The organism is Pseudoalteromonas arabiensis (assembly GCF_001550155.1).
Lineage (GTDB): Bacteria > Pseudomonadota > Gammaproteobacteria > Enterobacterales > Alteromonadaceae > Pseudoalteromonas > Pseudoalteromonas arabiensis.
In genome coordinates this window covers 285723-305254 of the sequence record NZ_LRUF01000005.1, presented here as the reverse complement: position 1 = coordinate 305254, position 19532 = coordinate 285723, and the positions used below count along the sequence as shown (strand labels likewise).

The 19532-nt window shown below is 38.7% G+C and carries 19 protein-coding genes; 8 read left to right on the top strand and 11 right to left on the bottom strand.

Annotation, left to right across the window (positions count from 1 at the left end):
• Positions 1 to 266 precede the first annotated feature (266 nt).
• Positions 267 to 911 (bottom strand): orotate phosphoribosyltransferase, encoded by a 645-nt coding sequence (gene pyrE / locus PAARA_RS02155; RefSeq protein WP_062567430.1) that lies wholly within the window; start codon positions 909 to 911, stop codon positions 267 to 269.
• A gap of 22 nt (positions 912 to 933) precedes the next feature.
• Complete coding sequence (rph, locus tag PAARA_RS02150; protein ID WP_062567429.1) at positions 934 to 1647, bottom strand: ribonuclease PH; 714 nt, start codon at positions 1645 to 1647, stop codon at positions 934 to 936.
• Positions 1648 to 1827: 180 nt separating this feature from the next.
• Here rph and PAARA_RS02145 point away from each other — a divergent pair, with 180 nt between their 5' ends.
• Positions 1828 to 2688: a YicC/YloC family endoribonuclease gene (locus PAARA_RS02145; RefSeq protein ID WP_062567428.1), complete on the top strand. Its 861-nt coding sequence runs from the start codon at positions 1828 to 1830 to the stop codon at positions 2686 to 2688.
• Positions 2689 to 3000: 312 nt separating this feature from the next.
• On the opposite strand, the gene PAARA_RS02135 is transcribed toward PAARA_RS02145, so the two are convergent.
• Positions 3001 to 3588, bottom strand: coding sequence for a hypothetical protein (locus PAARA_RS02135; protein ID WP_062567426.1), 588 nt, complete (start codon positions 3586 to 3588; stop codon positions 3001 to 3003).
• A gap of 579 nt (positions 3589 to 4167) precedes the next feature.
• On the opposite strand from PAARA_RS02135, the gene PAARA_RS20695 reads away from it, so the two are divergent.
• The 4 genes from PAARA_RS20695 to PAARA_RS02120 all read left to right on the top strand — a co-directional run bounded on the left by PAARA_RS20695 (position 4168) and on the right by PAARA_RS02120 (position 6514).
• Positions 4168 to 4269, top strand: coding sequence for a Fic/DOC family N-terminal domain-containing protein (locus PAARA_RS20695; RefSeq protein WP_245219863.1), 102 nt, complete (start codon positions 4168 to 4170; stop codon positions 4267 to 4269).
• The gene (locus tag PAARA_RS02130) at positions 4250 to 5134 is read left to right on the top strand and encodes a Fic family protein (RefSeq protein WP_338053555.1); all 885 of its coding nucleotides are present in this window, start codon (positions 4250 to 4252) and stop codon (positions 5132 to 5134) included. The genes PAARA_RS20695 and PAARA_RS02130 overlap by 20 nt, the downstream gene beginning before the upstream one ends.
• A gap of 197 nt (positions 5135 to 5331) precedes the next feature.
• The gene (locus PAARA_RS02125) at positions 5332 to 5679 is read left to right on the top strand and encodes a DUF3024 domain-containing protein (protein ID WP_062567425.1); all 348 of its coding nucleotides are present in this window, start codon (positions 5332 to 5334) and stop codon (positions 5677 to 5679) included.
• 181 nt (positions 5680 to 5860) lie between these two features.
• The gene (locus PAARA_RS02120; protein WP_062567424.1) at positions 5861 to 6514 is read left to right on the top strand and encodes a DUF542 domain-containing protein; all 654 of its coding nucleotides are present in this window, start codon (positions 5861 to 5863) and stop codon (positions 6512 to 6514) included.
• A gap of 41 nt (positions 6515 to 6555) precedes the next feature.
• On the opposite strand, the gene nrdD is transcribed toward PAARA_RS02120, so the two are convergent.
• Together nrdD and nrdG are read right to left on the bottom strand one after the other, a co-directional pair.
• Positions 6556 to 8361, bottom strand: coding sequence for an anaerobic ribonucleoside-triphosphate reductase (nrdD, locus tag PAARA_RS02115; protein WP_062567423.1), 1806 nt, complete (start codon positions 8359 to 8361; stop codon positions 6556 to 6558).
• Positions 8362 to 8365: 4 nt separating this feature from the next.
• Entirely contained in the window at positions 8366 to 8818 is a 453-nt protein-coding gene (nrdG, locus tag PAARA_RS02110) for an anaerobic ribonucleoside-triphosphate reductase activating protein (RefSeq protein WP_062567422.1), read from the bottom strand.
• 244 nt (positions 8819 to 9062) lie between these two features.
• Here nrdG and mog point away from each other — a divergent pair, with 244 nt between their 5' ends.
• Complete coding sequence (mog, locus tag PAARA_RS02105) at positions 9063 to 9590, top strand: molybdopterin adenylyltransferase (RefSeq protein WP_062567444.1); 528 nt, start codon at positions 9063 to 9065, stop codon at positions 9588 to 9590.
• A 64-nt stretch (positions 9591 to 9654) separates the two neighbouring features.
• On the opposite strand, the gene PAARA_RS02100 is transcribed toward mog, so the two are convergent.
• Positions 9655 to 11127 carry a NarK family nitrate/nitrite MFS transporter gene (locus PAARA_RS02100; protein WP_062567421.1) on the bottom strand — a complete coding sequence of 491 codons (1473 nt, stop codon included), beginning with the start codon at positions 11125 to 11127 and terminating at the stop codon, positions 9655 to 9657.
• Positions 11128 to 11425: 298 nt separating this feature from the next.
• Complete coding sequence (locus tag PAARA_RS02095; protein ID WP_062567420.1) at positions 11426 to 12616, bottom strand: alginate export family protein; 1191 nt, start codon at positions 12614 to 12616, stop codon at positions 11426 to 11428.
• A gap of 183 nt (positions 12617 to 12799) precedes the next feature.
• Here PAARA_RS02095 and PAARA_RS02090 point away from each other — a divergent pair, with 183 nt between their 5' ends.
• A complete protein-coding gene (locus tag PAARA_RS02090) occupies positions 12800 to 13543 on the top strand; it encodes a HesA/MoeB/ThiF family protein (RefSeq protein ID WP_062567419.1) in 744 nt (247 codons plus the stop codon).
• A 16-nt stretch (positions 13544 to 13559) separates the two neighbouring features.
• Here the strand turns inward: PAARA_RS02090 and PAARA_RS02085 are convergent, their stop codons facing one another.
• The 3 genes from PAARA_RS02085 to PAARA_RS02075 all read right to left on the bottom strand — a co-directional run bounded on the left by PAARA_RS02085 (position 13560) and on the right by PAARA_RS02075 (position 16621).
• Positions 13560 to 14000, bottom strand: coding sequence for a putative zinc-binding protein (locus tag PAARA_RS02085; RefSeq protein WP_062567418.1), 441 nt, complete (start codon positions 13998 to 14000; stop codon positions 13560 to 13562).
• Between the two features lie 153 nt (positions 14001 to 14153).
• Positions 14154 to 15356 (bottom strand): NnrS family protein, encoded by a 1203-nt coding sequence (locus PAARA_RS02080; RefSeq protein WP_062567417.1) that lies wholly within the window; start codon positions 15354 to 15356, stop codon positions 14154 to 14156.
• Entirely contained in the window at positions 15353 to 16621 is a 1269-nt protein-coding gene (locus PAARA_RS02075; protein ID WP_062567416.1) for an MFS transporter, read from the bottom strand. Before PAARA_RS02075 ends, PAARA_RS02080 begins: the two co-directional genes overlap by 4 nt.
• Before the next feature lie 323 nt (positions 16622 to 16944).
• Here PAARA_RS02075 and PAARA_RS02070 point away from each other — a divergent pair, with 323 nt between their 5' ends.
• Positions 16945 to 18663: a bifunctional protein-serine/threonine kinase/phosphatase gene (locus tag PAARA_RS02070; RefSeq protein ID WP_062567415.1), complete on the top strand. Its 1719-nt coding sequence runs from the start codon at positions 16945 to 16947 to the stop codon at positions 18661 to 18663.
• Here the strand turns inward: PAARA_RS02070 and PAARA_RS02065 are convergent.
• A complete protein-coding gene (locus PAARA_RS02065) occupies positions 18660 to 19529 on the bottom strand; it encodes a U32 family peptidase (RefSeq protein ID WP_062567414.1) in 870 nt (289 codons plus the stop codon). The two genes, PAARA_RS02070 and PAARA_RS02065, sit on opposite strands and share 4 nt — an antisense overlap.
• Positions 19530 to 19532: the final 3 nt, after the last annotated feature.

Sequence of the window (19532 nt, the reverse complement as noted above, 5' to 3'; positions counted from 1 at the left end):
GCTCTTGCCTCGCTAAGCGTTGCTGTCTGCCGTCTCAGTGGGGTCGCATTATAGGGATGCAGCGAATTAACGCAAGCACTTTTTCAAGAAAACTTTAAAAAAACTGCCTTTTGAATCCTTTTTAATCTAAACACCACAAAAGCGAAACTTTATTAACGCTTCAGTTACTTTTCAGTCGTATTTAAGGCTATAAAAGCACAAAACTATAAAAGCAAAAAAGCCCAGCAATACTGCTAGGCTTTTAAAAAAGTTCGCGTTTTTAAATGTTAAGCAATGCCGTATTGATCACGGTATGCTTTTACTGCGGCTAAATGCTCATCCATTGTGCCTTTCGCTTCTAGGTAACTAATTAAGTCAGCTAGTTTTACAATAGAGATAACTTTAGTACCAAAGTCGCGCTCGACTTCTTGTATAGCAGATAACTCAGCTTTACCTTTCTCTTGGCGGTCAAGTGCAATTAAAACACCACTTAAATCTGCACCATTATCAGCAATGATTTCCATTGACTCACGAATAGCTGTACCCGCAGTGATCACGTCATCAACTAACATGATCTTACCTTTAAGTTCAGAACCTACTAATGTACCGCCTTCACCGTGTGCTTTTTTCTCTTTACGGTTAAAACAGTAAGGTACATCTTTGTCGTGATGATCAGCTAACGCAACGGCTGTCGTCGTTGCAATCGGAATACCTTTATAAGCAGGGCCAAATAATACATCGTAATCAATATCTGCATCTTCAAGTGCTGCCGCATAAAAGCGACCTAAACGCGCTAGGTCACGACCTGTATTAAATAAACCAGCGTTAAAGAAGTAAGGGCTAGTGCGGCCAGACTTTAAAGTAAACTCACCAAACTTAAGCACCTGCTTTTCGAGTGCAAATTCAATAAACTCTTTTTGATAATCTTTCATAACGAATCAACCTACTTCTTTATTATGCTAATGCTTGCTTTTGAATGTCGATAATCTCACGGATTGAGTGCTTAGCTAGTGTAAGTAACTCATCTAGTTCATCGAATGAGAAAGGCTCGCCTTCAGCTGTACCTTGAATTTCGATGATTTTGCCTGTTTCAGTCAAGATCACGTTCATATCGGTTTCGGCTTCAGAGTCTTCCAGGTACTCAAGGTCACTAATTGGTTGACCTTTATATACACCTACTGAGATTGCCGCAATCATATGCTTAAGTGGGTTTGAATTGATCATACCTTTACTACGCATGTAAGTAAGCGCATCAACTAATGCAACGCACGCGCCACTGATTGATGCTGTACGCGTACCGCCATCTGCTTGAATAACATCACAATCGATAGTAATAGTGTTTTCGCCTAACGCTTTTAAGTCAACCGCGGCACGAAGTGCACGTGCGATTAAACGTTGAATTTCCATAGTACGACCGCCCTGCTTACCGCGCGACGCTTCACGACCATTACGAGTATGTGTTGAACGAGGTAACATACCGTACTCAGCCGTAACCCAACCTTTACCTTGGCCTTTCATAAAGCGCGGTACACCAGCTTCAACAGTCGCTGTACACAAAACTTTAGTATTTCCAAACTCTACTAACACTGAGCCTTCAGCATGCATAGTGTAATTGCGTGTAAATGTAACTGGTCTAATTTGGTTAGGTGTTCTTTCGCTTGGACGCATTAACGATCCCCTTAATTCAGAATTTGCCACATTATAAGTATATATACGGACAGATGCCATGTTGATTTACACTATTAACTACAACAGAAAAGTACATTTCAGAAAATTTACGCTAGAGGTTAAAAACTGATGCGGTATAATCAGTCAACTTTGTAAACAAATAACACTAGGAAATCATCCATGATCCACAGCATGACAGCTTATGCGCGCCGCGAAATTAAAGGCGAATGGGGCACTGGCACTTGGGAAATTCGTTCAGTAAACCAACGTTACCTTGAAACTTTTATCCGCGCACCTGAGCAATTCCGTGGCATGGAGCCTGTTATTCGTGAGCGTTTACGCAAACACTTACAACGCGGTAAAGTTGAAGTTTTCTTAAAATTTGCAGCAAACCCTGCCCATGTTGGTGAGCTTAGTATTAATGAATCACTCGCTGAGCAGCTAATAAAAAGCGCACAATGGGTGCAGCAACAAAGCAATGGTGACATCAACCCTGTTGATATTTTACGTTGGCCAGGTGTTATGGAAGCCGAAGAGCTCGACATGGATAGCGTAAATAAAGATTTAATTGCCGGGTTCGATGATGTAATTGAAGATTTCAAACAAGCTCGCGGCGATGAAGGCGCAAACTTGCAAGAAATGATAGCTACTCGCCTTGATGCAATTTTAGAACAAGTAGCCATTGTGGAAAGCCACTTACCAGAAATCGCTAAATGGCAGCGCGAAAAATTAAACCAAAAGCTAGAAGAGCTAAAAACCGACATCGACGAGTCTCGCCTTGAACAAGAGCTAATTTACCTAGCACAAAAACAAGATGTAGCCGAAGAACTCGACCGCTTGAAATCTCACGTTAAAGAAACCAAAAAAATCTTAACTAAGGGTGGCGCGTGTGGCCGACGCTTAGATTTTATGATGCAAGAGTTTAACCGTGAAGCAAACACGTTAGCATCAAAATCTATCAACAGTGACATCACTAACGCTGCGGTAGAGCTAAAAGTGTTAATCGAGCAAATGCGCGAGCAGATCCAAAATATAGAATAGAAAATTATCAACCTTTACATAAGGTTATAAATCTTCATTTGCCGTCATATAACTATCAAATAGGGGCGTGACGGCAACTCCAAATCTTCTAGAACCTTTATTAAACGTCAGTTCCCTTCAATTTCAAAAATCGAAATACAAGTCATTTGGCGAGTCAGCAATTTTCACTTTGCTAATCCATATTCTAGTAGCTTTATTCGAAAAGTTTAGAATTGATTTTCTAATACTCGAAAAAGTCGATATTAGTCTACGAACTTTTAAAAACATGACTGAAACTTTCTTGTCAGGCCTTAGCCTTTAAATTGAGTGATACTAAATAAATGGGTCTAATAAGTCTTCGTCAAACACTAAACCTTTAAGACTGTTGCTTTGGATAATATTTTTAAACTCATCAGTACAATAGACTTTTTGAGCGCCTTCAAGCCTAGACTTAAATAACAGTTTATTTTGTATATCGTCTTGCTCAAAGTTAAGTAACTCTAAGCCATCTTCAAACCCATCTTCGTATTTGGTTAAACACATGTCTTTTTGCTCTTGTCCGAAGGTAAGCAAATTAAACAGCATCATACTGTTGCCTTCAGCTTTAACAGGCAAAAACTCTCCAAAACTTACTAACTGCTCTTTTAATAATTCATATACTGGCATCTTCATTATTAAAAATTTACCTAACCGTGATATGTCATAATCTTGCTTTTTAGCTTGGCCAAAATAGTCAAAATTTAACCCTTCGGGCCATAGGTGACTAAACTCTATATTATTTAATGATGCTGACATAAACATTTTTAATACAGTATCTGGCTCAAGGTCGTTACTTTTTGAGATTATTTTTGAGAGCTCAACAATATCAAAGTCGATTACGTCATATGTGTAAGCTTCGTTTTTAATTTGATATACAGTCATTATAAAGCCTTCCAATTTTCATCTTTTGGTTCAAGTAAACCTACAGGCACAGTACCCGTTTTTATTTAACTTTAACAGTTACCCATTTTTATCGATTCAAGTTGAGACCTGAGTGCTCACCAAAACCATCTTATTAAGCTTTAAAATATGGGTATATGAACGTTAAGGAAAAGAAGGTACTTGAAAACTTCGCTTTCTACTAAGTAATCGTCGTCGATTCATCGCATTATCAGATGTACTAAAAGCTCAAAAGCCGAAGTAGAAACTAAAGCCAGTAAAAACAAATTTACAATGACATTGTTTTATTCAACGAGAGGTTTAGGAAGCTATGCATAAGATAACGTATATAAATAAATGGAATTACTATACATGTTATGTAGGTTATGTAGGTTATGTAGGTTATGTAGGTTATGTATAATTTTATGAAAAATTTATACATAACAACACTGGCGTGTATAAAAAAGGATAAAAATTATCTATGTCTACTAATATTAAGCTTTTACCGCTTGTAAATATTGAGCAGTGGGAAACCCGTGCTGTTTTAAAAAAACTGCCACCGCCCATCGACATCTAGCTAAATTGAAAGGCATCGCAGCTAGCATACCTAACAAAGCTATATTGATTAATACGCTCTCTTTACAAGAAGCAAAAAACAGCTCACATCGTAACTACACACGATGAACTCTATAGAGCAAACCTTTTTGAAGAAGCGGTAACTAACCCCGCTACAAAAGAAGTACAAGATTATGCCGTCGCTTTAAAGCAAGGGTTTAAAACCGCGCGAAAAAGCAAACTTATTCATCTTGATGACATACTCGCAATACAAAAAAATCTAGAACATAACGATGCAGGTCTACGAAAGCTCCCAGGTACTGACCTAAAAAACGCACGTACAGGTGAAGTGGTTTACACACCACCACAACACGCCGATGAAATTACAAAGCTTATGGATAACCTTGTGCAGTTTATCAATAACGATGAACTATGCGATGCCGACCCATTGGTGAAAATGGCCATTATTCATCACCAGTTTGAGAGCATTCACCCGTTTTACGATGGCAACGGCCGTACGGGGCGTATTTTAAATATTTTATATTTAGTCACCAAAGATTTACTGAACTTACCCGTGCTTTACTTAAGCCGATTTGTAATTCAGAACAAGGCTGATTACTACGCTAACTTACAAGCCGTGCGCGACACTGGCAATTGGGAGCCTTGGTTAGAGTTTATGCTTGATGGTGTCATTGATACTGCACAAAACACTATTTCACTTATCACCGCCATGAAAACCCTTATGGCAGAAGTAAAACACGGTATTAGAGAGCAGCTTCCTAAAATTTACAGCCAAGACTTACTCAACAACTTATTTAACCACCCTTACACCAAAATAGACTTTATTGTTGAAGAACTCGGTGTAACCCGTATTACCGCCACCAAGTATTTAGAACAGTTGGTAGATCATGGCTTTTTGACCAAACAAAAAGTTGGCCGTGCAAATTACTACATTAACGAGCCCTTGTGCACCTTACTAACCGCACACGGTTAAGACCCTATTACTAATTTCGAGAAGATCATGCTGGGCGAGAAATAAAAAAAAAGAAAAAACACGAACTAAAAAGTTAAATAGTAAAGCCTTGGAAGTAGGCACTTATTATGGTGATACTTAATTTTTGTCTTAGACACAGAACTAAAAAACCAACTACCTTATATTTAGGGTAGTTGGAATAAAAAAGGTACATAACAATGGCAATCAGTGAATTTGAAATTAAACACATTGAGAAAGTGGTCGGCGAAGCACTCGAGAAACACCGCCCACCTGTGCATGTTCGTAATGAATTTGACATTGGTTTTCGCATCGACAATCAGTCGGTGTATATCTATGAACGTCGCCAAAACTGGCGCGACAAAACTCAATATATGGACACTGATAATGCCAAGTTGACGTGGGTGAAGATTCAGAAGCAATGGAAAATTTTTTGGATGAAGCGCGACCTAAAATGGCACGGCTACGACCCTACCCCAGTAGCTAAAAACATAGAGTCAGTTATAAAGGTTGTAATGAGTGACCAATATGGCTGCTTCTGGGGTTAGCTCACCGGCAACTTTCTTTTAAATTTATAAAGCTTACAGTCGCGAGTATTTGATAGTCACCTCAAAAACGATTACCAAATACTCACTTTCTTATCTACTTCTATCCATTTAGGGTAATTTCATTTCAAAGTTTGCTTATTTAGATTAGAAGCACCCATTTTACGGTTCAAGGCTTTTAACTATGTCACTTTTAGACAAACCAATTGGTGAACTTGCAGCGACTATTCCTGGTGCCACGCGTTTATTTAATGAAAATAAGCTAGATTATTGCTTTAACGGGCAACAAACTCTAAGGCAGACTTTAAAGAATATCAACATTGACCATGACTCATTTTTATCACAGCTTGATGCATTAGATCTGCAAAAAGAGTTAGCTAATCATTTAATGTGGGGAGCTCAACCTACAGCTTCACTTATTACGCACATTATTGACAATTTTCACGAAAAACATAGGCAACAGTTTCCTGAGTTAATTCAGCTCATAAAGAAGATTACGCTCAACCATCCTGATCACCCAGAACTTCCAAAAGAGTTGGAATCACACCTTGTTTCGATGGAATTTGAGCTTCAAGAACATATGATGAAAGAAGAAGAAATTCTATTCCCACTGCTTATGAATGGCTTTTATCCTGCGGGACCTATTTCAGTTATGGAGGCTGAGCATTTAGAGCACGCTAAAGCATTAGAGAAACTCGCTGATATTACACATCAGTTCACACCGCCAGATGGGGTATGTAGCTCGTGGCAAGCGTTGTATGTTGGTGTAGAGCAACTTTATTGTGACTTAAAAGAACATATACACTTAGAAAACAATATTTTATTTATCGAACAATGAAGCACCTCAGCAATAAGCGCTTCAACTGAAGCGCTTTTAATTTATGCCGACTTTCTGTTTGCGACGTTATTTTCAGTTAGATGGTAATGCCTTAAAGTATGCTCCTTACGGCGTCCTTGGCTAAAGGCCGATACTCTTTTTAAATAACCAATCACTCGTGTCCCATAATCAATATTTGTTGATCCACAGTTTGAACAACGTTGATTCGATCGCTTATCTATGTGTTCACAGTCATTACAGATTGTGATGCGTACGTTTATGCAAAAATAATTACACCCCGTTTTAGCGGCAATATTCAATAACTTTAAGTATTGATGCACATCTAAGTGTTCATCTAAGTTTAAATGCAGCGCTGAGCCACCATCCAGATACTCCACCATTTCACTACCATGTAGAATAAACTTATCGAGATGATTAATCGTTTCATCTTCTACAATATAAAAATAGCTGTTATAACAATCACGTGGAACTTCATAACCCTCTTTTAAATCCCACTTCGCATTTTTAACACCTAAGTTCTCAGCAGGAACAAACTCTGTATTAAATAAGTATCCGGTTTCCTTTGTTGCAGCTCGATTAGCTTGATAAATAATTTTAAGTTGCTCCTTAACCCAGCTTTTATATTCATCGCCTGTATTTATTTGTAATCCTAAATATTGAGCTGCTTCAACTAAGCCATTAATGCCCACTGTTAAAAACTGTTTTTTGAACGAGATAAATCCTGCATCATAAACTGGCAGCATCCCTGCTTGAAAATACTCTTCCATTAAAGTTCTATAAGCTATTTGATACTTATGAATTTTCTCGACTTCTACTTGTAAGTCACGATTATCCTGAACTAAACGATTCATATTTAAAGTGATGACATTGATTGATCCTGTAGCAACCCCGCCCGCTCCAAGGCTATATGAAAAACTGTGATCATTAATTTCATTTCTAAGTCTGCAGCAAGATGCTAAAGAGTCAGGGTTTTCAGATTGATATATAAAGAACGACCCACCTTCACTCAGATTTTTTGCACACATTAACGCAAACTCTTTATCTTTAGGTGCTTCATTTTCGACAAGCATAGCAGCTGTAACAACGGGAAATGTTAAAATAGCTTTACTGCGCTCATCATTAAACCAGTCCAAAAAGAACTGTTGTAAGCCTTTTACGGTCGGCCAGTTAGCAGGCGTTGCATCTGGAAAGACAAAGTGACCAAACATTGCATTAAAGTACTCAGCATCGTACAAAGAGATGTTCCAAAACACACTTTGATAACCTCTTGCTGCAGCAGGTTGATTTAGTGCATAAACCACATGTTGAAGATGATTTTTAATAGCGTGTGGATGAGTCGTTAAATAATTATCGCCATAATCCTTTCGGGCAAAATAATCGAAATACATTAAGAACTCGACCGTGGCAACTGCCCCTGCAAATTGTGCACTAATAGCAAAAACCAAATTAACAAAGCTACCGCAGAATGATTCTAAATGCTTGGGAGCTTTTGACTCTCCACCTAATTTAGTTAAGCCATCCAGCAAAAAAGGATACATAGTAATTGATGTGCAATATGGCTTTAAGCTGGTTTCGTCATGAACATAGATTTCATGGTTTTCTATTTGCCTAATGTACTCTTGGCTCAACTGTTCGCCATACAGCTCTTTTATTTTGCCAGCAACTTGTGAGCGATTAACTTGAATAAAGTAGTCTTTCATAATTTCAGACTCCAGTGTTGCTACATTCTTTAATGTCACATTGGCGTTTGCATCCACTGTAGAGCCATCAGCAGCATTTGTTGCCTGCGTATAGTTTCGTATGAAATGTATTTTTTCTTTTAACTGTTCTAATGTGAGTAAAGACATCTTGTTATCCTTTTAAAAATAATGAGTTAAGTAATCTTCCGCTAGCAACTTCAATGTACTTTTGGTTAGTAGTACGACTAGCAAGCCCACCATACTCGGGAATATAAGGGCCTGTTTTTAAGTAAGTAAGCTCGACTTTCAAGCTATGAGATACGTCGTCTAGCCCCGTATATAAGCAGGTTGCTAGCCCCTGTTGTTTAGCTATTTTTAAGTAACTAATTAAACAACGCTCTTGCCACTCACCACCGAAGAAAACAATGCATGTTATTAATCGTCTATAGCGTGCTATCCAAGCCTCAAAATGTGCCTTAGTTAAGTCTTCTCCTTGTTTTGGATCCCATGTATCAACACTGTGGCAACCACGGCATTTAAGAGGACAGCCCGTACAGATAAAACCAAGAGCCACCTCATTAGGCACTTCTTGAAAACAAATCTGCGGCTCTAGCACCTTAAACATAAAACACCATATATTGTGTTAAAAATTAAATTAAAATCAATATATAGTATTTAATGTATTTAATGCCAATTCGTTTATTGATCTAAATCAATAAATCACACGGTCAATTTACGCACAAAATAGGTAGTTATAATTTATTACTAAGCCTTGGTTTAAGTCGTTCAAGAACTACCTACTAAGGAGGAGTTATCTTTAGCTATGGCTTTGTTAAAGTGCCCATAAATAAATGAACAGTGAGACAGATATGACAACAAAAATTGGTATTTTAACCGTGAGTGATCGCGCTAGCCGCGGGCAATATGATGATTTATCAGGGCCAAGTATTGTTGAAGCATTAAATAGCTATCTAAGCTCGCCGTGGCAAGCTTGCTATCAACTTGTAGAAGACGAGCAACCTTTAATAGAAAATGCATTATGTAATCTTGCAGATAACGAAAAATGCGCTCTGATCATTACAACAGGTGGAACAGGTCCGGCAAAACGTGATGTGACCCCAGAAGCGACAGAAGCTGTATGCGACAAAATGATGCCTGGTTTTGGTGAGTTAATGCGCCTAGAAAGCTTAAAATACGTGCCAACGGCAATACTCTCTCGACAAACAGCAGGGATCAGAGACAGTTCGTTGATTATCAATTTACCGGGTAAGCCAAAAGCAATTCGTCAATGCCTTGATGCCGTTTTCCCAGCTATTCCCTATTGTATTGATTTACTTGAGGGGCCTTATTTGGAATGTGATGACTCTGTCATTCAGGTTTTTAGACCTAAGGGCTAAAACCACACTATATAAACGAGAAAAGCCAGCACAATGTTATGCTGGCTTTTAAATGGATTAATGTTTATTTATGTGAGACATCAATTAATTCAACGGTGCCATCTTCTCTTACTTCAGCTATTTGCCCTCTCGGTTCATCCATAAAGAACAAAGTGACAAAACCAATCATAGCAGTCCCTGCAATGACATAGAAAAAGGTTGCGTAATCGACTAATGATAAAACGGTTAAAAACGTTACGGCTCCTACATTACCATACGCTCCTGTCATACCCGCTATTTGTCCCGTTAAGCGACGTTTTATTAAGGGAACAACAGCAAATACAGCTCCTTCACCCGACTGAACAAAGAACGAGCATGCCATAGCTGTAACAACAGCAAGCCATAACGGCCACTGTGCATTAACCATCCCCATTAGGAAATAACCAGCAGCAAGACCCGCAGTTAAGATCAACAATGTTGTTCTTCGACCAAATTTATCAGAAATAAAACCACCCGCAGGGCGAGACATTAAGTTCATAAATGCGTAGGCACCAGCAACCATCCCTGCCATAACAGGATCCAGCGAAAAAGTATCAGCAAAGAAGAGTGGCAACATTGAAACAACCGCTAATTCTGAACCAAAATTAGTAAAGTAAAGAATATCTAACACGGCCACTTGTTTAAAACTATAACGATGTAGTTCTGGCACTTCTTGCTCGAATACGTTTTTATTCACTGTCCATACTTTTTTAACTTCAAATAAATAGAGTAAAACCAATGCACCATAAATAAAGTTAACAATGTTTGCATCTAGCATACCGACACCGCTCGGTGAGAGCTTCCAAGTTAACAAAGCCAGTGCTGCATACATGGGAATTTTCATGATTAAAAGTAGAAAAAAATCACCTTTTGATGTGACTTCCATTGCCCCCAAGTTTTTTGGCCTAAAGTAGGTTGAGCCTTTAGGTGTATTAGTTACGTTAGCATAATAAATAAATCCAAATATAAGGCTAAGAAGCCCCGTCACACCTATTGCATAACGCCAGCCATCATCACCACCAAAAATTAATGCAAGGGTAGGGAGTGAAAAAGCCGCAGCCGCTGACCCAAAATTACCCCATCCCCCATAAATGCCTTCTGCGGTACCTAATTCATGATGTGGGAACCATTCAGACACCATACGAATGCCAATAACAAAACCAGCGCCAATAAAACCAAGTAGAAAGCGTGCAATAGCAGCTTGTAAAAAGCTATCTGCAAAAGCAAACATAAAACAAGGTATCGAGCTGATAACCAACAAGCATGAATAAACTAATCGTGGACCATATTTATCCGTTAGCATGCCAATGATCACCCGAGCTGGGATCGTTAACGCCACATTCAAAATAAGTAAGGTTTTAATTTGTTCAGTTGTTAGGCCTAATGTTGTTTTTACCGCTTGCAATAAGGGGGCAAAATTAAACCAAACAAAAAAGGTAATAAAAAATGCGAGCCAGCTTAGATGTAATACTTTCATTTTTCCGCGAAAAGAAAAAATATTAAATTTTTCACTTGCCATTGTCTTCTCCAAAGATAGGGTTACTGACATCATTTTCGGTTGGCAAGATTAAAAAGAATTGATGCAAATCAATGAATAACAGTTACTTTAAGGTGAACAAAAACAGACCTACTCCCTTATTTTTTCTGCCTTGAAGCGCGATCTCTTTACCCTCCTATACTCACTACCCATTTAGGAGGAGCTTTATACCTACAGCGCAAAAAAATGAATAAAAGTAGATAGGTTTTATTAATCATCAAAAAAAGCCTCCGAAGAGGCTTTTGAATTGCAGGGTACAGTAGTCAGTTAAAAATAAAGGCTAGAACTTATGAGTTAACATAACCCATAACTTATCAGTATCTGTTGCAAACTCATCCGCATTGTAGTGCGCATACTTAAACACTAGATTGCAGTCCTTCGATACGGGATACAGTGCTGTTACATCAAGCTCATCACCAAAGTCAGTATTTTGTTCGTCACTTTCAAAACGGTGATACGTCGCTGATAGTTTGATTTTGGCTAATTCACCATTAATCCCAACATAAAGATCTGCAATACCGACATTAGGCGTATTCAGGAACTTATCTGCAAAACCTTGAAACTTATGCCCTGTTGCCAAAGGTGTGGTAAAACTGATGCCATTATCAGAGCCCAGCAATTCATAACCCAACTTCCAACCTACCTGATTAACCTTGCCTTTAAACTCAGCTAAAAAGTAGTCTGCATCAAATGACTGAGGGTTGTCAGCATAGTCTTGCTGCATGGCATAACTCAAGGTGTAAGAAAGTGACTCTGAAAACTGTCCCGTAGCGCGCAGGCCAATTGTTTGCGTTGAAAGAGTGAGTGCATTATCGAAATCATAAAGATATGCAAAAACACTCATATTAAATTCTGGTCTGACTTGAAATGATGCATTACCGAAATGTAGCTTTCCATGTAAATCGCTGTTTGGACTGTCTTCACCAAAAATACGATTAACATTATATATATAGCTATAATCAAACTTTATTGAAGGTGTCGCCTCATAAACAACTCGATACCCATCAAATGTTTGCTCGTTTTGACGCCAAGCAACTCCCCCAACAAATCGCTGGTCATCTAAGTTAATACGTTGTCTGCCAGCAGTAATTTGCCAATGTTCATTTTTAAATTGTAGGCTTGCTTGATTTACTTCGGTTCCTTTTGGATCAGCAACAACAGGGTGATCTAATTTTCCGTTAACAGTGCTATTGTAGTTGTCGTTACCTAGCTGCGTGACATTATCAAACTCTAACAGAGCTGAAACCCCTTTTAAGGTGGCTGTTTTATAATTAATACGCGTTAATAATGTTGAAGCATGAGCTCGTTCAGCTAATCCATTTTGCTCAACATTTTCGTATCTATAACGCAACATCCCCTGCACTTGGCCATTCTTTAACATGCTCTGAATACCATCACTCTCAACGGCGTTTACCTGCGTACTTAAACCAACTGTTACTAACGATGCTAAAATTGATAATTGTGTTTTCATGTCATTACCTTGCTATGCATTTAAGTTGCGACTAGCTTACATCTGCCCCTCTAGCAACTTTTGATTTAAATCAATAATTTCATGACCTTACCCACCATAACCATGACCACCCACAAAGAGGTATAACTGCTCCTCCCCTGTTTAATGTACTCTTGTACTACCGTTGAGAAGAGGGATGAAGACATGCAACTTGATAGCTCGAATACGATGCGTTACTGCCGCCATATTTTACTGCCAGAAGTTCAGGAAGAAGGTCAGGAAACCTTAATGAATAGCCATGCCCTAATTGTTGGAGCGGGTGGTTTAGGATGTGCCGTTTTGCAGTATTTAGTCGCCGCTGGAACAGGTAAGATCACTGTTTTTGATCATGATACCGTTGATATAACCAACCTGCAGAGACAAATACTCTACCCCGAACTAAGCGTAGGTTATTCAAAAGTAGAAACCGCAAAACAGCAATTAGCCAAATTAAATAGCCAAGTAGAGATTAATACTTTTAATAAGCAGTTTGATCACTCAGATAAGTCCACTTTAAATTCAGTTAATGTTGTCATTGATTGTAGCGATAACCTTCAAACCCGACTTTTACTAAACACATTATGCTGGTCAAAGAAAATACCGCTAATTTCAGGTTCAGCGATTAGAATGGAAGGACAGGTTATTCACTTTCCTATGCGTGACGATGACCCTTGCTATGCCTGTGTGGCGAGCTTCTTCAACGAGCCTTCACTAAGCTGCATGGAAGCTGGCGTACTTTCACCCGTTGTCGGAACAATAGGTTCATTGCAAGCAACTGAAGCAATTAAAAGCTTACTTAATATAGAACCCAGCTCGCTTTCACTGCTTCTTTATGATGCCCATCAACTCGCTTTTCAAACGTTTAAAATTAATAAAAACCCGCAGTGTAACGTATGTGCAGACCGTTAAAGTAAACGAATTAACTTTAACGGTCTGCACATGGGAAAATAGCAATAATATCCTCAGATGCACCTTTGCCTTTACCTAATGAATATTGTTTAGGTAACACAGAGAAAAGCGTGTGGTTAATCATTTGTGTAACTTGTAAGGATTCAAGCAGTGATGGCTTTTCTCCAACAGATGATACTTTTTGTAGGAGTTTTGAGATATCGAAATGATACACATCATTAATCGCTAACTTTTCTAAACTTAACTTCGCGCAATTAACAGCGCAACCATCAAACACCACGATACTGGACGCTTCCTTTACTTTTTGCTGATGTATAAACGAGCCTGCAGTAATTGCTGCAACGGACACTTTATCGACCTTTCCTTGCTGATATAAACTCTGTGCAATATCTTCTGCTAACTCAGCTTCGTGGCACATACCAGCACACGTTAATAAAACAGGTAATTGCTGCTTCATCGTTTTCCTTACTCAATTGAAACGGGAAAGAGCAGCTTAGTAATAACGTCACAAAGTAAACTTGATCCACATCAATGTCGGCAAAAAACACATCATCATAAAAGAGGTATGAAACGCTACCTATAAAGAGTTAATTCAACTGACTAAAAGTCATTACTTACTCTGCTCATCAACTCTTGGTTGAGTTAAGACTGGAAAATAAACTAAGCAAAATAGACCGTAAGCAATACACCAAGTGATCACTGAAAGTGAAATGAAGTATAAAGTTAACTCAGCATCAATTAGCACACCAAAAACACGCAACAATGCAGCAACTAATAAGGCGCCAAATGCAAAAATAATGGCATGTTTAACAATTAATTTTCTACCCGTATGACCTAAACTCACCCGCGACATCATACTTAAGATCATATTTCCCATAGCCCCAACTGTAAGAGCATGAAAAGCGGTTGAAATTGATAACATCTCAAATAAATAAGCAGCCCCCATTAACAGTATACCTAACGGGATAAACCAATACGCTAAATGCAAACTCCAAAGTAAAGGAATAGATAATGTTTTAAAGAAATGCCAACGTGCAGCCCGTAAACAATGCAATAGAGCACAAATAACAAACAACACGCCTACGACTTCATCTGTAATGTAATAAACAAGACCACAAAAATATAAAAAGAACATTCCCCATGTACTGCCTAGTGTTGCAATTTCTAACCAAGGTTTTCCCGCCACCTTTTTAGTCTGTATTGCATTTGCAGTGAAAAATGGAATAACCCGCCCGCCGAGTACACTCATTAGTAATGTTATTAATAAAATTGCAGACATATAACCATGTTGATACAGCTCAAACACACCTAAAACGACACCTAAGTGCATCAACAAATTGGTTGCGCTAAGCATTAAAAGAATAGGCACAAAAAAGAGATTACGCATTTGCCCTTTGAGTATAATTGGTTGGGCTAACCAATAACCGGCCAAAGGTAAAAAAGACATATCAATCACAAATACACACCACTTCGATACAAAGGGCAATACCATTGCAATTCGCGCCAAAAGCCAAAGACTTGTTAACAGTAATAACTTTTTCCCATGAATAGAGCGAACTCCAGTCCAATTTTGCACGGCAGTTAATAAGAACCCCACAATAACAGCGCACACAAAACCAAATAACATTTCATGGCTGTGCCAAAACAATACGCCGCCATAAGGAGAAAATAACAACTTCCCATGTAAAACAAGCCCCCATACAACTAATGCAATACAACTAAATAGGCCACCAGCGAAAAATAAAGGCCGAAACGCAAGCTGAAAAAATACGGACTCTGTTTTTACCTGTTCTTTATTAGCGTGATTCCTCATAAGCTTTCATCTTCCAGAAAATTATATTGGGCAGCTTCACTTAATCGGCGGCGAAACTTTTCAGCCTTAATAGCAAAATACATCAGCATCATACACACAGCTAATACCGCATAAAGCAACATAAACGTGGCACTGTAAAAACCAAAAACATCCACAACAGCACCAAATAATAAAGGTAACGTGAACCCACCTAAGGCACCGATTGCAGCAACGAAACCTCCAGCATGCCCCATCTCATTAGGATAATTCTCATGGATCATTTTAAAAACGCTTGCCCGACCAAACCCCTGTGCTAAGCCAATAACAAACAAAAGAAATGTGAACACCCACACATTTATTGAAAAAGACACGTAAACATCTTGCTTAATACCGTGAATAGTCATTGTTGTAGGTGGATAACTTAGAAAAAATAAACAAACCAAACACACCCAAAATACACTCCAATTCACACTTCGACCGCCATATTTGTCAGCAAACCATCCTCCTAACGCGCGAACAACAGATGAGGTTGCAACGAAAAACAAGGTAAAAGCCATCGCTTGTGTTATTGATAATTGATAAGCCTGAATATAATAGTATGGAAGCCATAAAAGCAGTGCCAAGAACGAGCCAAAAACAAAATAATAATAAAGCCCCAAGCGCCAAATTTGTGGATCATGCAATAACTGATACCAAGTTCTCTGCTGTGTATCCGATTGCATGGCATGAACTGGCTGGGAAGGTGCAAAAAACCCAAATAAGAGAGCAACAAGAACGAGCCCAACCGCGTAAACAGGCCCCACCCAGTGCCAGCCAAAATTATCAATAATCCAAGGTGCAAATACTAAGGTTATGGCAGCTCCTGCATTGCCAACCCCAAATACTCCCATTGCCATACCTTGTTGGCCACGTGGAAAGAAGTCACACACGTAGCGAATACCTATAGTAAAGGAAGCTCCACTTACACCAATCCACAAGCCCAAAAACAGTAATTGGTAATAATTTGTTGCGATATACAAGCAAAGTAATGCGGGCACACAGCTTAGCATTTGTATAACAAAAAGCTTTTTAGCTGCGTAGCGATCGACTAAAGAACCAAAGGGAATACGTGATAACGCCCCAGTTAACATTGGAGCTGCCAGTAAAGCACCAAGCTCCGTCACTGTTAACTGCCACAAAGATGATAAGGGTAATACAATCACCGCATATAAAGTCCAAACTGAAAAATTAGCGGCAAAAGCAAAAGTGGCACATAATAACCCACGGTTAGCATCTGACGTTGGCATGCGATTCCTCTATTTATGATTATTAATAGAAAATCATTTAGATTAGTATATGTTGCCATTCTACCTAAACAGAGCTGCAATTAAGCCAAACTACCCACAATGCCATAAATTTAATTAGCTTTTTATTATTTGCTCAAAAAATAAAAATATAACTCTAATTTTCAAAAGCTTATATAAAGACCCAGCTACCTAAAAAGTGGTATTAATAAATCAAGCATTGCGAATATTGGCCCCATTCCTAGCGTCTTAAATTGAAAACAGGTTGAACACTTCGCTATTTTTCTTGCACTATTTTGTTACTGTTCACAAATTTAAAACACACTATGTATAGCACGCATGTCGACGCAGGCTTTCAAAGCTTATCGGGTATTAAGGAAGTTAACGAAGATTACGCAGGCGTATTAATTCCTGATGATCAATACCTAAGGGATGTGAAAGGAAGTGCGTTTTGTGTAGCTGACGGTGTAAGTTCAGCCGAAGCAGGAAAAGAGGCAAGTGAAACAGCCATTACACGCTTTTTTAGCGAGTACTTTAAAACACCCGACACTTGGTCTGTTAGCCACAGTGGTAAACAAGTTCTCTCGGCCATTAACTTACGACTTTTTCGTAAAAGTCATGAATTTTCTCACGATAACAAAGGCTATTTAACAACACTAAGCAGTATGATTTTAAAAGGAAATCATGGGCATATTTTCCATATTGGCGATAGTCGTATTTTTCGTTTAAGAAAAGCTTGTTTTGAGCAACTAACCGCTGATCACACGACTAATTTAGGACAAGGCAAGTCTTTCTTGTCCCGTGCGGTGGGCATGGATAATAATTTACACATAGATTATAGCTGTAGTGATTTGCAAGAAGGCGATGTTTACTTACTCACAACGGATGGTGTGCATGACTTTCTACCTACACATTTTCTGATACAGGCTTTACATAGCAATCAATCAGCAGCACACATTGCCGAGCAGCTATGCAAAGAAGCCCTAAAGCAAGGCAGTGATGACAATATAAGTTGTGTTGTGGTTAAAATAAAAAGTTTAGCTCATCAAAATGAAGATGAGTTAAACGCTGAACTAACCAAACTGCCTTTTCCGCCACCACTCAAAGCAGGTATGAAGTTAGATGGTTACTTAATTATTGAAGAGCTCTTTGCCTCTTCTCGAAGCCAACTCTATTTAGTGGAAGATGAATTAACTGCTCAGCGTTATGCCATGAAAACACCATCAGCAAACTTTGATGATGACACTCACTACATTGATCGTTTCATAAAAGAGCAATGGATAGGTAGTCGAATTGATTCACCCTATGTTGTTAAGGTTTATCAGCACTTACGCCCTCGCAGTGCACTTTACTACTTAATGGAGTGGCTTGATGGCATCAGCTTAGATGACTGGCTTGATCAACACTATCCATTGAAGCCTAAACACGCAATTGCCATTGTAAGGCAAATAGCTAAAGCATTAGAGGCATTTCACCAAAACGATGCTATTCATCAAGATTTAAAACCTGGTAATGTCATGGTCTTAAATGATGATACGATAAAACTCGTCGATTTTGGCTCTGTTTTTGTTGCAGGTGTCGCAGAGCTGTATCAGCCAATAGAACATCAAGGGGCATTGGGCACAGCAAGTTATTCAGATCCTAACTATTTGCGCGGGCATAATGCAGCCATACAAGGGGATGTATATAGCTTAGCAACTATTTGCTATGAACTATTTACTCAGCACCTTCCCTACACAGATAAGATTGAACAATGCACAACACTGGCTGACTACGATAAATTACGTTACCAAAGTGCGAGTAAATACAACCCTATTATCCCTGTTTGGTTTGATAAGGCACTTCAAAAAGGTGTCAGCTTTGACTTAACTGAGCGCTATCAAACCGTTGATGCATTACTACAAGATTTAACCATACCTAATCCAGCATTTTTAAAACCAACACCTGAACCAAAAGAAGCCAGTAGTCTATTATTTTGGAAGATGGTCAGTGGCTTTTGGTTTATTACCCTTGCACTTATTTTGTATTTATTTAGCCAACATTAAAGTTGGCATTGAATCCCTGCAATTTGATGCCAAAAACCATTTATATGTTCACTTGGTCGCTGATAGACCTCATCAGATACAAAGTGTTCTATCCAACTGAGCTCATCCATATTATGAAAACTTAGCCTAGCAACATCCGCCACATCACTCAATGAAGCTTTATCTTCACATAAATTATAAATGTGCCCTGACATGGTTTGAATACCATTTAAATTAAATAGAGCTTGTCCTTCTTGGCTTTGAGTTATTAACCCTGAAGGGTGTTTTTGGCAAATAAGTTCACACTGATCTTTTGCTAGGTTGTAATAACGAGCCGTAAAACAACGTGCACTATATGCCAATGGCAAATACCCATAGCTAAACACTTCATACTGCATAGGTAAATCACATAGTTGCGCATATTCTTGCTGAAGTGCTAATAGCCAATCTTTTGATAGCTCGACAGGCATGACCCAACGAACAGCCCCCATTTTTGCAAACTTAGCCAGTGTATAGCCATTATAAACATTGATAGCAGGGCCAATCACAAAAGGGAGCCCTAATTGATAAAGCAGTTGCACTGCAGACAAGTCATTCGCTTCAAATAAGTATTGCTTATGTTGGCTTAGTCGTTTGAGATCTTGCAACTGTGCACTTGACTCCAGCAGAGTTAAACTTGAAAGCACGACTTCTTTTCCCGCTTTCGCTAATTTCTCTGCCCATACCAGATAATCATTTAAGCGAGACAAGCGACGTTTTCCACACACCGTTTCACCTAAATACACACATTCTGCTTCCGAGAGCATTACCTTATTATAAAACTGCTCTAGATACGTTTTTTGCCATAAAAATAATACAGGCCCAACGGCCACTTTTAATTTACTCATAGC